12 protein-coding genes and 2 pseudogenes are annotated in these 14,818 nt (G+C 65.6%); 7 read left to right on the top strand and 7 right to left on the bottom strand.

Annotated features, from left to right (window positions below):
• Positions 1-9: 9 nt before the first annotated feature.
• Both MB901379_RS22870 and MB901379_RS22865 read left to right on the top strand, forming a co-directional pair.
• Positions 10-483 carry a VOC family protein gene (locus tag MB901379_RS22870; protein ID WP_158018680.1) on the top strand — a complete coding sequence of 158 codons (474 nt, stop codon included), beginning with the start codon at positions 10-12 and terminating at the stop codon, positions 481-483.
• Between the two features lie 6 nt (positions 484-489).
• Positions 490-1,461, top strand: a complete 972-nt coding sequence (locus MB901379_RS22865; protein ID WP_158018679.1) for an LLM class flavin-dependent oxidoreductase — start codon at positions 490-492, stop codon at positions 1,459-1,461.
• A gap of 28 nt (positions 1,462-1,489) precedes the next feature.
• Here MB901379_RS22865 and MB901379_RS22860 read toward each other — a convergent pair whose 3' ends face one another.
• Complete coding sequence (locus MB901379_RS22860) at positions 1,490-1,873, bottom strand: hypothetical protein (RefSeq protein WP_158019391.1); 384 nt, start codon at positions 1,871-1,873, stop codon at positions 1,490-1,492.
• A 265-nt stretch (positions 1,874-2,138) separates the two neighbouring features.
• On the opposite strand from MB901379_RS22860, the gene MB901379_RS22855 reads away from it, so the two are divergent.
• Together MB901379_RS22855 and MB901379_RS22850 are read left to right on the top strand one after the other, a co-directional pair.
• Positions 2,139-2,447, top strand: a complete 309-nt coding sequence (locus MB901379_RS22855; RefSeq protein WP_158018678.1) for a PE family protein — start codon at positions 2,139-2,141, stop codon at positions 2,445-2,447.
• A 40-nt stretch (positions 2,448-2,487) separates the two neighbouring features.
• Positions 2,488-2,886 (top strand): DUF2237 family protein, encoded by a 399-nt coding sequence (locus MB901379_RS22850; RefSeq protein ID WP_158018677.1) that lies wholly within the window; start codon positions 2,488-2,490, stop codon positions 2,884-2,886.
• Between the two features lie 12 nt (positions 2,887-2,898).
• Here MB901379_RS22850 and MB901379_RS22845 read toward each other — a convergent pair whose 3' ends face one another.
• On the bottom strand, positions 2,899-4,224 hold the full coding sequence (locus tag MB901379_RS22845; RefSeq protein WP_158018676.1) for a M1 family metallopeptidase: 1,326 nt from the start codon (positions 4,222-4,224) through the stop codon (positions 2,899-2,901).
• Complete coding sequence (locus MB901379_RS22840) at positions 4,221-8,135, bottom strand: Pls/PosA family non-ribosomal peptide synthetase (protein ID WP_174237060.1); 3,915 nt, start codon at positions 8,133-8,135, stop codon at positions 4,221-4,223. The genes MB901379_RS22845 and MB901379_RS22840 overlap by 4 nt, the downstream gene beginning before the upstream one ends.
• 122 nt (positions 8,136-8,257) lie before the next feature.
• Between MB901379_RS22840 and MB901379_RS22835 the strand changes: the two genes are divergently transcribed.
• The gene (locus MB901379_RS22835) at positions 8,258-9,277 is read left to right on the top strand and encodes a D-2-hydroxyacid dehydrogenase family protein (RefSeq protein WP_158018674.1); all 1,020 of its coding nucleotides are present in this window, start codon (positions 8,258-8,260) and stop codon (positions 9,275-9,277) included.
• A gap of 220 nt (positions 9,278-9,497) precedes the next feature.
• On the opposite strand, the gene MB901379_RS22830 is transcribed toward MB901379_RS22835, so the two are convergent.
• The 4 genes and pseudogenes from MB901379_RS22830 to MB901379_RS22815 form a co-directional block, all read right to left on the bottom strand.
• Positions 9,498-10,118, bottom strand: coding sequence for a TetR/AcrR family transcriptional regulator (locus MB901379_RS22830; RefSeq protein WP_174237127.1), 621 nt, complete (start codon positions 10,116-10,118; stop codon positions 9,498-9,500).
• A gap of 2 nt (positions 10,119-10,120) precedes the next feature.
• Complete coding sequence (locus tag MB901379_RS22825; protein ID WP_158018672.1) at positions 10,121-10,894, bottom strand: SDR family NAD(P)-dependent oxidoreductase; 774 nt, start codon at positions 10,892-10,894, stop codon at positions 10,121-10,123.
• A pseudogene (locus MB901379_RS22820) lies at positions 10,891-11,358 on the bottom strand (VOC family protein); the annotation flags it as partial. The gene MB901379_RS22825 and the pseudogene MB901379_RS22820, both read right to left, overlap by 4 nt.
• A gap of 81 nt (positions 11,359-11,439) precedes the next feature.
• Positions 11,440-12,507 (bottom strand): annotated as a pseudogene (locus MB901379_RS22815) (NAD(P)H-dependent amine dehydrogenase family protein); the annotation flags it as partial.
• 583 nt (positions 12,508-13,090) lie between these two features.
• Between MB901379_RS22815 and MB901379_RS22810 the strand changes: the two are divergent.
• Together MB901379_RS22810 and MB901379_RS22805 are read left to right on the top strand one after the other, a co-directional pair.
• The gene (locus tag MB901379_RS22810; protein ID WP_158018671.1) at positions 13,091-13,960 is read left to right on the top strand and encodes an MlaE family ABC transporter permease; all 870 of its coding nucleotides are present in this window, start codon (positions 13,091-13,093) and stop codon (positions 13,958-13,960) included.
• A 1-nt stretch (position 13,961) separates the two neighbouring features.
• Positions 13,962-14,816 carry an ABC transporter permease gene (locus MB901379_RS22805; RefSeq protein WP_158018670.1) on the top strand — a complete coding sequence of 285 codons (855 nt, stop codon included), beginning with the start codon at positions 13,962-13,964 and terminating at the stop codon, positions 14,814-14,816.
• Positions 14,817-14,818 lie beyond the last annotated feature (2 nt).

The raw sequence follows: 14,818 nt of genomic DNA, 5'->3' as shown, positions 1-14,818 counted from the left end.
GAGGTCGACATGGCATCGGTGCTGCGGCCCGAGGACTTTTACCACACCGGCATCGTGGTGCCCGACCTCGACGTTGCGATGGCCCGGTTTAGCGCGCTGGGTGGCTACCGGTGGATCACCCCGCAGACGTATACGTTGCCAATGCGCACCGCCACCGGTACCAGGGAGCTCACCACCACGTTCGTCTACTCCCTGCAAAGTCCGCATGTCGAACTGATCGGCGAGACTGCGGGCACCCCATGGGCGGCGGTGCCCGGAAATTCCATTCACCACCTCGGCTACTTCACCGACGACCTGGCTACCGCCTCGCGGATGCTGCAGGAAAATGGCTACACCCTGGAAGCCACCGCCGACGTGTCCGGGCCGGGCCTCGCGTTGTTCGCCTACTACATCGACGAATTCGGCACCCGCATTGAAATCGTCGACCGTGCCCTGTTTCCCGACTGGCCGGCATTCCTGCGATCACAGACGACCGGCGGGTAGCCGAACATGCTACTGACAGTGCTGCGCTTCAACTTCGGTTCCCCGGAGGGCGAACCCCATGCGCAGGGTGAGCTGATCCGCGCCGCGCTCGAACTGGCGCAGTGGGGTGAGGCACGGGGAATCACCTCGGTCAGCGTCGATGAGCATCACGTGACTGGGCATGGGTGGAGTTGCAATCCCATCATGGCTGCGGCCATGTTCCTGGCGCGCACGTCGCGGCTGATAGCGAGTGTGGACTGTGCGCTCGGGCCGCTGTGGAACCCGGTGCGGCTGGCCGAGGATATCTCGCTGGTGGACAACATGAGTCGCGGCCGGCTGCACACCACGGTGGGTCTGGGGTATCGAACTGTCGAATACGACTCGTTGGGAGTCGATTTCAGTCAGCGCGGCAAGCTGATGGACGCCCTGATCGAGCGAATGCTGTCACTATGGGCCGGTGCCGATACAGAGCGGGGAATCTGTGCCGGGACGTGGACCCAGCCCCATCCCCCGTTGTATATCGGCGGCGGCGCCCGGGCCACGGCGCGGCGCGCGGCGCGCTTCGGGTTGCCACTCAGCCTGGCCGATCACCTGCCCGACATCGCCGACCACTATCGGGAGCTGTGCGCGGCCGAGGGCCGGCGACCGCTTGTCATCATGCCCGGGGCTGTCAATCGCGGAATGATATTTCTGCACGACGATCCGGACCGGGCCTGGGCGGAATTAGGCAACCACATTCTCTGGGAGGCGGTCACCTACGGCGGTTGGTCGACGGAGTCGCGGTCGCTGATGCACCTGCCCGGAGTTCGGTCGCTGGACGAAGTCAGAGCATCGGGCCGGTACCGGTTTGTGACGCCCGATCAGCTGATCAGTGAAATTCGCGGCTCCGATCAGTACGGACCGATCGTCATGCACCCGCTGGTGGGTGGCATGCCGGTCGAAGAGGCGTGGAAGTCGGTGCAGCTGCTCACCGATACCGTGCTGCCCGCGCTGCGCTGAGGCCGCGGCAAGCCAAAGCTTGGTGGGGCTAGAAGCCCAGCGACGGTGGCATCTCACTGACCAGCACAGGTAGCGAGATCGCTCCGGTGCCCGCGCTCACCACCAGCACCCAACGGCCGTCGATCGGAAAGCGTAGCTGCAGCTCGAAAAAGGCGAATCCGGGAAACTCCGCAACGGCCGCCTCTGGCACTTCAAACTCCAGTCGCACCGGCTCCGCCTCCGCCGGCGGCCTGGCCTCGACTTCGATCTTCCGGTCCGGATTGCCTGGATCCGACTGAGTCAGCACCACAAGCACAAACCGGGCCAAACGGTCGGGCCCGACCGCGAATCGGGACAGGACGCCGCCCGACACATTGAGTTTGTTATCCACGGCGGCAGCAGCGTCCGCCAGAAAGGCACCCGTAAGTATCACGCGGCTGAACCTACCGCGACGGACATTTGCCAGCAAACCCGAGGGGGATTGCGCCGACTCGACGCGGCGCGTCGGCGGCGCGGCCGGCCGGGTGCTCGACACCGCGAACATTGCGGCATTGTCGCCTTGCCGGCCGGCTTATCAGCGGATTCACAACATATTTCGCTCGAAAGTACTCACCGGCTATTACTACTGTCGTTCCCGACACTGTTGGGAACTTCGTAGGGGCCGTGTGGGTTCAGCCCGCGGAACGTAGGAGAACCGCATGCAGTCCTTGTCTGTCGATCCGTCGGTTGCGGACATCGGTTCGCAGGTATCCGGTAGTGCCCTGCAGGGACTGCGGGCGGGCGCGACCGCGTCCGCCTCGCTGACTTCCCTGACACCGGCCGGTGCCGACGAGGTCTCGGCGCAAGCGGTGACGGCGTTTAGCACGGACGCCGCCGAACTACTCGCACTCAACCAGGCGGCCCAAGAAGAGCTCAGGCGCGCGGGAGAGGCGTTCGGCGTCGTCGCGCGGATGTACCTCGACGCCGATCTCAGCGCGGCCCGGAGCCTGACCGGAGACATGCGGTAGCTTCGCCGGATTTTCGCCCAGAAAGCGAGATACTGGGCAGATGCCTGATCGCCAGCCTGAGTGCAATGTGCTGGGTGGCCCGTTGGAACCGTGCGGAACAGACCCAGTCACTGGCTTCTATCGAGACGGCTGCTGCAGCACCGGACCCGAAGACCTTGGTCGGCATACCATCTGTGCGGTCGTGACCGCCGAGTTCCTGGAGCACCAGCGCTCGATCGGCAACGACCTATCGACACCCGTGCCGGTGTACCGTTTCCCCGGCCTGCTGCCGGGCGACCGCTGGTGCGTGACCGCGGTGAACTGGCTGCGGGCCCACCAGGACGGCTGTGCGGCCCCGGTGGTGTTGGCGTGCACCCACGCAAGCACCCTCGAGGTGGTGCCGCTCGAGACGCTGCAAGAGTACGCGGTCGACGTGCCCGACGATCTGACCAGTCTGTAGGCCAAAACCCGGTCACGGCACTTCGGTCGAATACAGCCATACATCCCAGAGCGGCCGCAAGGAATCGCCGGAGTAGTTGGCCGCCAGTCCGGTGAAGTCGTCGGTGACGGCAGTGCCATGGCGGTATCGCACCGTCCAATTCTTGAGCAGGGCAAAGAACTTCTCATCACCTAGTTGCCGGCGCAGGGCGTGCAGGGTCAACGCGCCTCGCTTGTACACCCGATCGTCGAACATGCGGCTCGGTCCGGGATCGGTGAGCAGCAGGTCTTGCGGCTTCATCCGCAGTTGTTGGTGATGGTAGGTGGCAAGCTCCTCGGCGCTGGGGCCCCCGCTGTGCTCCGACCACAACCACTCGGCGTAGCAAGCAAATCCTTCGTGCAACCAGATGTCACGCCACTGTCGCGCGGTCACACAGTTGCCGAACCATTGGTGTGCCAGTTCGTGCGCGATGAGCCGTTCGCTGGTCCGTGCTCCATCACAGTGATTGGCGCCAAAGATCGAAATACCCTGCGCCTCAAGCGGTATTTCCAAGGGATCGTCGGTGACGACAACCGTGTAGCCGTTCGCCAGCGGATAAGGCCCGAACAGCTCCACAAACAACTCCATCATGTCGGGCTGACGCGCGAAATCATGGTCGAAAGCCGACCGCAGCCGTTGGGGCAGTGCGGCCAGTATCGGCACCGGGGTGCTGGCCAGCCGAGTCGTCACGTAAACGCCGATCTGCAACGTGATCAGGTAGGTGGAGGTGGGTTCGGGCTGTTCGAAGGTCCACACGGTCTGCGATGCCCGGGCCCGACGCGACACCAGCTTGCCGCTGGCAACAACTTGGTACGGACTTTCGGTAGAGAGTTGAATGCGGAAGGCCGCCTTCGCACTCGGGTGGTCGTTGCAGGGAAACCAGGACGCGGCGCCGTTGGGTTGACCGGCGACCAGGGCGCCTTCGGTAAGCTCCTCGAAACCGACTTCCCCCCAAAGCGTCTGGAGCGGTCGTGGTGAGCCGCTGTAGCGCACCACCACCGAAAACGCGGCCCCGGTCGCCAACTTCGACGTCATCGCGATTCGTAACTTGCCGTTTCGGCAGGCAAAGCGTGCGGCGCGTTTGCCGTTCACCGACACCTTCGACACCGTCAGGGCGTCGGATAGATCGAGGGTGAACTCCTGCAGCTCGGTCACCGTCACCGCGGTGATCGTCGCCGTTCCGGACAGGCGATTGATTGCGACCTTGTACTCCAGATCCAGCTCGTAGCGCGATACCTGGTAGCCGAAGTTGCCGATTTGCGGCAGGTAGGGGTCGACGATCCGGGCAACCTTCTTGGCGGTCTTGGCGAAAGCTTTCACGCCGCCGTGTCCTCGACGCCGCCCTCGGATTGCTTTTTGCCGCCTGACTTCTTGCGCCGCACCTGCCACGGTCTGATCGGATTGCCCTGCCAGCGCGTCGATGCAGGCACCTCGTCACCGCGCACCACCAGCGACGCGGGACCGACGGCCGCCCCGGCACCCAGGCGGGCTGCGGGCAGCGCTACACAGTGTGGGCCAAGCGTTGCGCCGGGTTCGAGTATGACGGTGTCCATCCGCATGATTCGGTCATGGAACAGATGCGTCTGCACCACACAGCCGCGGTTGACCGTGCAGCCCTCGCCAAGGGTGACCAGATCCGCCTCCGGCAGCCAATACGTGTCACACCATACGCCGCGGCCCACGTGCGCGCCCAAGCCGCGCAGCCACAGGTTCATCACCGGCGTTCCGCTGGCCGCGCGGGCGAACCACGGTGCCGCGACGGTTTCGACGAACGTGTCGGCCAGCTCGTTGCGCCACACGAAGGAGGACCACAGGGGAAACTCGCTGGCCTTGATGCGGCCGACCACAAGCCATTTCGCCGCGACCGCGACGGCGCCGGCCACCGCTCCCGCGAGCAGCAGCACCAGTCCACCGCAGAGCGCCGCCCACCAAATGCCGGAGGGTCCGAACCTCAGCGTCAGGGCCTGCAGGCAGCCCAGCACCGCGAGCGCGATCGCGAGGGTCACCATCATGGGCAGCAACCGGCAGGTTTCTACCGCGGCCCGCATCACCTTTAGCCGCGTGGACGGTTCGTAGGTGGTTTCGGCGTCGGCTTCGGCGGGGCGCCGCCGCAGCCGCATCGGTGGGCTGCCCAACCAGGACGAACCTCGTTTGGCCTTGGGCGGTGTCGCCGACAGCACCGCCACCAGCCCATCGTCGGGGACGCGGCGGCCCGGTTGGGTGATGCCGGAGTTTCCGAGGAACGCCCGCCTGCCGACGGTGGTATGAGCCGCGTAGATCCAGCCGCCACCGAGCTCGTATGAGGCCACCATGGTGTCGTCGGCCAGGAAAGCCCCGTCCTCGATCGTGGTGAACTTCGGAATCAGTAGCACCGTGGAGATCTCGGTGCCGCGGCCAACTTTGGTGCCCAGGACTCGTAGCCACAGCGGTGTCAGCAGGCTTGCATACAGCGGGAACAGGTAGTTGCGCGCGGCGTCCATGAGCCGCTCGGTGGTCCATAGCTGCCAGCCCACGCGACTACGCACCGGGTGGTAGCCCTCGCGCAACCCGATCGACAGCGTCCGCACCACCACCACCGTGACCAAGGCGTACACCGCAACTGCGGCCAGCGTGGCTACCGGAGTCCAGACCAGCGCGGGCAACACCGCCTCCGCGAGGAAGCGGGTGTGATGGACGGCCACCGCGATCACCGCCAAGCCCGCCGCGGCGGCCAGCAATGGCAGTCCGGCCAGCGATAGCGACGTCAACCCATACACCGCGACCCACTGCGGTCGGCGCGCCGGCCGCTCGTCGGGCCACGGGTGGTTGACCCGACCGGACTTGGCCGCTGGAGAACCCTTCCAGTATTGGCCGTTTTTGATCTTGTCGGTCACGCCCGAGCCGGGCGCCACGTCGGCGTTCTTGCCGACCACGGCACCGGGCAACAGCGTTGTTCGCGCGCCGATCGTCGCGTCGTTGCCGATAGTGATCGTCCCGACGTGAAACACATCGCCGTCGATCCAGTGTCCGCACAGGTCGACCTCGGGTTCGATGGCACTGCGGTGCCCCACGGTCAGCAGCCCCGTCACCGGTGGCATCGAATGCAGATCCACACCCTTACCGATGTCGGCGCCCAGCGCGCGGGCGTAGTAAACCAACCACGGTGCTCCGCCGAGATTCTCGGCGCCGCTGGCCTCGGCCAGCCGCTCGGTAAACCAGATGCGCAGATGCACCGATCCGCCGCGGGGGTAGCTGCCCGGTCTGATCTTTCGCAGCAAGATGCGTGCGAACAGGACCGCGATGCCCATCCGACCTATCGGGGTGACGAACACGACGAAGGCGACGGCGATCAGCCACCAGTTCACCGCGACGGTCCAGGGCACCACGTGGAGGGCGCCGGCGACATTGTTGAGCAGTGCCAGCCAGGTCACCCACTGCAGCGCCGACAGCGTCGCCAGCGGTACGGCCAGCACGGTCTGGGCCAGTTGGGTGGTCCGGGGCGTCGGCGGTACCACACGTTCGGCGACTTGTGGGGGTGGGCCGAGCTCGTCGAGAAATCCCGCCAGCGAGCCAAGCCGCGGATGGTCGTAAAGGTCGGCGACGGTGATCTGCGGATATTGGTGGCGCAGCGTGGCGACCAATTGCGCGGCCGCTAACGATCCGCCGCCCAGAGCGAAGAAGTCAGCTTCGGGACCGGAGATGGTGGCGCCGAGCAGATCGCGCCACAACCCGGCCAACCAACCCGCTGTGCCCGCCAGATCGGGGATTTCGTCGTCGACCGAACTCCCGGGCGGCGGCCACGGCAGCGCATCGCGATCCACCTTGCCCGATGTGCGCGTGGGCAGCTCGTCGATTCGCACGAGCCGCGGTACCAGCGCTGCGGGCAGGTGTTCGGCCAGCTGGTTGCGGGCGGCGGCGAGGTCGAACGACGGGTCGGTGCTGACCACGTAGCCGACCAGTACGGCCGTGCCGGTGGCGGTGCGGCGCACCGCGGCCGCCCCACCACTGACCCCCGGCAGGTGCACCAAGGCCGAGTCGACCTCGCCCAGTTCGATACGCCGGCCGCCGACCTTGACCTGGTCATCACCGCGCCCGCAGAAATAGAGCCCGTCGCGCTCGAGGCGTACCAGGTCGCCACTGCGGTAGGCGCGCGGCCAGTCCAGGGTGGGTAGCGGGGCGTATTTTTCGGCGTCCTTGTTGCCGTCCAGATACCGGGCCAACCCCACCCCGCCGATCACCAGTTCGCCGACCTCGCCGTAGCCCACCTGATGGCCGTCGGTGTTGACGACGGCCAGATCCCAGCCCGGCAGGGGCAGTCCTATGCTGATCGGCCCGGAGCCGTCCAGCTTGGCGGCGCACGCGACCACGGTGGCCTCCGTGGGGCCGTAGGTGTTCCACACCTCGCGCCCGTCCACCGCAAGCCGCTCGGCCAGCTCAGGGGGGCAGGCCTCCCCGCCAAAGATCAACAGCCGCACCGCTTCCAGTGCTTCGGCGGGCCATAGCGCGGCCAATGACGGCACCGTCGACACCACGGTCACATCGCGCGTCACCAGCCATGGGCCCAGGTCCATCCCGCTGCGCACCAGCGACCGGGGTGCGGGCACCAGGCACGCGCCGTGTCGCCACGCCAGCCACATCTCTTCACATGATGCGTCGAACGCCACCGACAACCCGGCCAGCACCCGATCACCGGGCCTAATCGGATTGTCCTGCAAGAATATCTGCGCCTCGGCATCGACGAAGGCGGCGGCGCTGCGGTGGGTGACCGCCACCCCCTTGGGCGTACCCGTGGATCCGGAGGTGAAGATGATCCACGCGTCGTCGCGTAACAGCGGCGCCTCCGCCCGCCAGCCCCGGGATGCGCCGAGGGTTCGCTCGATGCCCTTCTCGGTGATGACGGCGACCACGTTGGCCTCGCCGAACACCAATTCGGCCCGTTCGTCGGGATCGTCGGCGTCCACCGGCACGTAGGCCGCACCGGCAGCGAGGACCGCCAGGATCGCCACGTACAACGAATAGCTGCCCGAGGGCATCCGGATTCCGATCCGATCGCCCCGGCCGATGCCCCGGGCGGCCAGCCACCCGACACTGGACTGCATGTCTTCGATCAGCTCGCTGTAGGTGAGCTGTACCGAGCCGTCGTCGATCGCTGCGGCGTCCGGGTAGCGCGCGGCGGTCTCGTAGATGATGTCGATTAGGGTGCGTGGATCGGGTGCCTCGGTCGACAACAAATAGTGAGCAGGGATCGCCACCCTACGAACCCTACTCAAGTCTCGGTTTCCAAATTGTTGCGACGGCTGCGTTCGTTACCAAGAGTAGGCGCCGCTCGGTGAGTGGCGGTGGCGCCGTGTGGGCCCTCCGTCACAATCCAGGGATGACAGGTGCGCGAGCGGCGCGGGGGGACCGGACGCCTCGGGTGGCGATACTCGACGATTACGCGGGCGTAGCGCTGCGGCTCGCCGACTGGGCGCCGGTGATGTCGCGATCCGAGGTCAGCGTGTTCGACCGGCACCTTACCGAGGACCAAGCCGCCGATGCGCTGCGCGCGTTCGACGTGGTGTGCACCCTACGTGAGCGCATGGCATTCCCGCGCACCCTGCTCGAGCGACTGCCGAACCTGAAATTGATCACCATCGTCGGACGCAGTCTGCCCAATCTGGACATGGGCGCGGCCACCGCGCGGGGCGTGCTGGTGGTCCACACCGATTTCACCCACCCGCGATTGCGCGCCCTCGTTGACGCCACGCCGGAACTGGCCTGGGGATTGATGATTGCGACGGTGCGCAATCTGGCTGAGGAGCATCGACGCATGCGGGACGGCTCGTGGCAGTCCACCGTCGGCGCGACGCTTTCCGGCAAGACGCTCGGACTTGTGGGCCTGGGGCGGGTCGGCAGCCGGATGGCCGCCTACGCCAACGTCTTTGGCATGCAGGCTATTGCGTGGAGTCAAAATCTGTCCGAGCAAACCGCGGCGGACGTCGGTGTGCGACGGGTCGACAAGGCGGCGTTGTTTGCCGAATCGGATGTGGTTTCCCTGCATGTGGTGCTGTCGGAACGCACGCGTGGTCTGGTCGGTGCGCACGAGCTTGCCCTGATGAAGCCACACGCCTACTTGATCAACACGTCCAGGGGACCGATCGTGGACGAGGCCGCCATGATCGCCGCGCTCGAGTCCGGCCGGATCGCCGGAGCCGGGCTCGACGTCTATGACATCGAACCGCTCCCGCCCGATCATCCGTTACGGCGGCTGCCCACGGTGACGTTGTCGCCCCACTTGGGCTACGTCACCCGCGAAATGTTGGGTGCTTTTTACGCCGACACCATCGAAGCCGTGGTGGCCTGGCTGGACGGGACACCCGTTCGAATCGCCAATCCGGAGGCGCTGCGTTCTTAGCAGGCGGGCTCCCCGTCGCGCTGCGGATGCCGTGCCCCTATCGGTGCGGTGAATGGAATGGGCAGTGTGTCAACGATTCCGGGTTCTGCGCCGCGGATCAAGCGCATGGCGCTGACCGCACGCATGCCGGTTGCTGGCAGGGCGATCGCGTACCATATTTCTTGGCGGCGACGGTGCGGCGTAGACCACGCAGTCCCCACGGCGACCTTGTATGTGCCCGTCATGACCTGGCGTTCCGCTCCCAATGCGGATCCCAATGCGGACTGCGCACCGCCATGAGGGCTTCGCTGATCAAGCGCTCGAGTGGGCGAGGCTTTTTGGTGTGTTGTCGAACCCACCGCTGGAAGCCGAAATCTGCTGCAGCAAAGGCGAGTTGGACCAGCAGGCCGGGCCGGATGTCGGCGTCGGGGTGGACCCCCATCCGTTCGGCGATCAGCTTCGTCGCCCGATCCTTGTCGGCGGAGGTGTGCATGGTGACCTTGCCGAGCAGCCCGTGCGACACCAGCAAGGCTTCCCGCCAATCTTCGCAGTCGGCCTCGTCGAACGAGCGGACCCGGGTAATGATCGCGTTCGCCAGCGCGACGTCCGGCGACTCGTCGGCCGGCCGTTGTTCGAGTAGGTTGACGATCGCCGCCCCGCCATGACGAACGGGCGCCAGCAGCAGGTCCTCCTTGGTGGGCACATGCCGGAAGAAAGTGCGTGAGGAGACGCCCGCGGCGGCGGCGATCTCCTCGGTGGTCACCGCGTCGTAGCCGCGTTCGATGAATAGCTGGCAGGCCGCCCGCCTGATGTCGGCTCTGACCTGCGCTCGCTGGCGGTCTCGCAGCGACTCGCTGTGCACGTTCATCGGAAGCACCCGATCCCGCCGTCGACCTGAATGGTCTGGGCGGTGATGAACGACGCATCGGTGCTCAGCAGGAACGCCACCAATGCCCCCACATCGGTGCGAACATCGCCGATCCGCTTCATCGGAACACGCCGCACCGCCTTCGCGTAATCGTCCGGTGCGAACTGCTTCCAGAGCTGGACGCCGTCGGATTCGGCGAACGGGCAGATCACGTTGACGCGGATGTTGTCGCGTCCCCATTCCAGGGCGGCGACCTTGGACAGCCCGCGGATGGCTTCCTTGGCCGCGGCATAGCCGCCCCATCTGGGCTCGCCGCCGGTGCCGGTTCCGGAGCCGAGGTTCACGATCGATCCGCCGCCCGCTCGCACCATCACCGGATGCACGGCCTGCATGAGCAGAAACGTTGCTCGCGGGCCGACGTCGTGGCCCAGCGCGAAGTCCTCGGTGGTGATGTCGACGAATGGCTTGGGCTCGTTGGTCGCCACGGCATTGTTGACCAAGCCGTGCACGGTACCGAAGGCCTCGAGCGCGGCGGCGACGATCCGCGGTGCGCTGTCCGGGTCGCGCAGATCGGCGACCAGCCGTTCGACCCGACCGGCTGCGTCGAGTTCGGCGACTGTTGCGCTCAGGGCGGCGTCTTGGATGTCGACCAGCAGGACCGCCGCACCCCGCTCGAGCAGTGCGGCGGCTATGCCCTTGCCCACGCCCTGAGCGGCACCGGTGATGATCGCGACGTGTCCGCGCATCGATTCGGGGTGGGTGTAGCTCATTGCTGGGCCTTGTCCGGCCCCATCTGCAGGGCCACGCCGCGGTGCATCTCGTAGGTGCTGCGTACCCCGCCGGGCAACTCGATGAACTCGATCGGGGTACCGTCCGGGTCCTTAACGAAAAACATTCGCACTCCGCCTATTTCGAACGGCTCTTGGTCGGGCCGGTAACCGGCCGCACTGATGCGGTGGTGGGCGTCGTCCAGATCGGGGACCGACAGCGAGAGGTTGTGAATGCCGGTGATGGCGCGGCGTGCGGGCGTGTTTGTCGGCGGATTGGCCCCTAGCGAGAGCAGCTCGACCATCAAACCACCAAGCAAGCCGCCGGCCACCCGGCCTTCTTGGTTGCGGCTCGCGTGCAGGACCGCGTCGAACGGCTCTCCGGAGATCAGGGTTTCGAAGACGATATCCATGCCGATTACGTCGCGGTAGAACCGAAGCGCGCGATCCATGTCGGTGACCCCGATGACGAGGTGACAGAACGATACGTCGGGCAACAGGCCGGGGTTTGTCACGGTGTCTCCTGCCAATGACCGGTGGCCGACTGTGAGACTTGGCGTCGGGCGTCCGGCGAACAGCGGTAGGTCCCGGTACGTCTTGATGCCGGGCTCGGCGGCGCACACCACGGGGATGGCGTTGACGCAGTGGTTGGCGGTGGCCACCACGCCGGGGTTTCGTTCCAGTCCTTCGGCGATCGACGGCGGTTGTAGCCCCTTGAAGGTGAGGTGCACCGTGGGATCACCGGTGATCTCGACTTCGAAGCGTTCGCCGTGACCGCCGAAATCCCAGGCCGGATCCAGGTCGGCCTCGCCCATCAGCCAGTTCACCGCCGCCGTGATCACCGGCTCGCCATCGGCCAGTGCCTGCCAGCGGAACCGGCGTGCGGCCACCGTTCCCGGGGGAAGGGGAAATGGGCCGTAGTCGATATCGCGGGTCGCGACGGCAATTTCCTGGAGGGTACGGATGTTGGGATCGATACGAAAACCCATGTGGTCGGCGATCATTCGCACCGACATCTTGAAGCCCGATGCGAGCAGGCCGGCCATGGGTCCTTGCATCGCTTCCTCGGGGGTACCGCCGAAGCCCATGATGTGCCGCACCACCTCGGGGGCGTTATAGGTGCGGATATCGGAAAACTCCTCGGCGCGCACATGGGTGATCGCCGACGAGAGCGACGAGATCATCAGGGGAAATCGTTCGGTGATGCCGCCGGGATGGATGCCCGACCCGTGCAGGGTGACGCCGGCCTCCCGCGCGGCGTCCGCGATGGCTTGGTGGCGCGGATTGCTTGGGTCGGGGTATACCCAACCGACCGGGGTGACCACATTCTTGCCGGACCGCAAGATCGCCTCGACCTCGTCGTCGTGTGGGATCAGCGGGCTGTACACGACGCAGTCGGCATCCAGGGCCAGAACCTCGTCGACGCTGGTGGTGGCCGTCACGCCCAGCGGGCCCACCCCGACGAGCTCGCCCACGTCGACGCCGTTCTTGTCCGCGCTGTGCACCCAGCAGCCGACCGGCTCAAGGTCCGGGTGATTCAGCACGCACTCGATGGCCGCCTTGCCGACGCCTCCGGTCGCCCATTGGATGACCCGAAGTTTGGCTGGATTATTCATCGGCGACCTCTCGAATGGGCGGGTGCGCGACATCGGCACCTGCATCATTACCCAACGCCTAGCGTGGCAGACTATGGCTATATGGCAGTAACTGTCAACAACAACACGGAGGGTTGCCACCGTCACCGGCTGCGCGCGCTCACCCCTATCGGCGATCCCCGGAGCCGAAGCCGAGCCCGAATGGCAGACCGCGCCCAGGAGGTACGCGACCCGGGGCCGTGTCAATGCGCCGCGCGAAACCACCCACCCTGACGAATCCGTGTTTGCGGCCGGCGCGCCGATAATCCGATTGATTCGGGCCAATTCGCTGACCTGGCTGCGCAGCGATCCAGCCTGAGAACCGCTTTGACGCGCTATTGAAAGCCCTATCGACTTAGGTTAGCCTGTGGTTGCTTGCTCGATTGAGCTGCAGTGTGTCGGGGATGCTGAACTTCAATCCAAGCGCAAGATCCAGCCCGCGGCGCCCGATTTTCTGTGTGAGACTTTGTGAAATTGGGGACGGGAAGAGCGCCGATGAAAGTCGTTTGTTGGTGCTGATGGCCGTTTGCTGGGATTTACTTGATGAGCTGGCGGTCCGGCCGCGGTGACGACTCAACATGAATCGGCGTTAGCTCACGAGGGCCCATCCGATGGTGTTGACGCCATCGGCGACTGGGCCGTCGGGTATATCAAACGACACCCGCTGGCGTCGCTCACCACCGTCGGCGAACAGTTCGTACTCGGAGTGCGTACCGTTGAGCACCTCTTCTGCGACCTGTTCACCGGGCGCTTTCCGTGGCAAGAATTCGTCCGTCAGGGTGCGTTCATGGCCGGGACAGCCGTGTTGCCAACCATTTTGGTGGCATTGCCAATCGGCGTGACGTTGTCGATACAATTCGCTCTGCTGGCGGGACAGGTCGGCGCCACCTCGCTGGCGGGGGCGGCCAGCGGCCTGGCGATCATTCGTCAGGGCGCGTCGTTGGTGGCCGCGGTCCTCATGGCGTCGGCCGTCGGGTCAGCCATCACCGCAGACTTGGGTTCGCGAACAATACGCGAAGAGACCGATGCCATGGAGGTGATGGGCGTATCGGTGATCCGGCGCTTGGTGGTGCCGCGCTTTGCCGCCGCGATCGTGATCGGGGTCGGGCTCACCGGACTCGTTTGCTTCGTCGGATTCTTTGCCAGCTATCTGTTCAACGTGTACATCCAGAACGGAGCGCCGGGTAGCTTCGTGACGACGTTCGCGTCTTTCGCGACCACCGGGGACATGATTCTGGCACTGGTGAAGGCCGTCGTCTTTGGTGCCATAGTCGCCGTGGTGTCCAGTCAGAAAGGCCTGTCCACCACGGGCGGGCCGACGGGAGTGGCGAACTCGGTGAACGCCGCGGTCGTCGAAGCGGTGCTGTTGCTGATGATCGTCAACGTTGCGATCAGCCAGCTGCATATCATCTTGTCGCCCAGGACGGGGCTCTAGCATGGCGGTCTCCACCTTCGGCCCGCCGCAAACGTCGGTTGCTCGGCTCTGCGGCAGGGCCACCAGGCCGATCCTTCGACTCGGGCACATGCTGGTCTTTTTCTGCCGGGCGCTGATTGCCGTGCCCATCGCGATGCGCCAATACCGAGGCGAATTTCTGCGACTGTTGTCGAACATCACCTGGGGGAATGGCTCGATCGTGGTGGGCGGTGGTACCGCCGGGGTCGCCCTTGTCCTCGGTATCACCGTGGGCGCGCTCGTCGGCATCGAGGGCTACAACTTTCTCAACCTGCTGGGACTAGGACCCGCGACCGGCTTCGTGTCATCCCTGGTGAACACCCGCGAGTTGGTTCCACTGATGGCCTCGTTGGCATTTGCGATGCAGGGTGGCTGTCGATTCACCGCCCAACTCGGGTCGATGCGCATCTCGGAAGAGATCGACGCGATGGAATCGATTGCGATCCGACCGATTCCCTACCTGGTGAGCACCCGACTAATCGCCTCGGTGGTCGCTATGATCCCCCTCTACGTCGCATGCCTGGCGATCGGATACCTGACCACCCAGGTGGTGGTGGGCATCGCCAGCGGCGGCTCGACCGGCTCCTACCTGCACTACTTCACGTTGATGCTATCCGGCCAGGACATGGCCTATTCGTTGGTCAAGGTGGTCGTCTTCGTGTGGATCGCCGCCACAATCCAGTGCTACTACGGCTTCTACGCCAGCGGCGGTCCTGAGGGGGTAGGGGTAGCCGCCGGGCACGGCATGCGGGCCAGTGTCACGGTCGTGATCATCGTCAATATGCTGCTCACCATGGCGCTGTGGGGCGTTGATTCCGGTGCCAGGTTTGGTGGCTAGGA

The organism is Mycobacterium basiliense, from assembly GCF_900292015.1.
Classification (GTDB): domain Bacteria; phylum Actinomycetota; class Actinomycetes; order Mycobacteriales; family Mycobacteriaceae; genus Mycobacterium; species Mycobacterium basiliense.
This window is presented reverse-complemented; position numbering and strand designations above follow the sequence as displayed.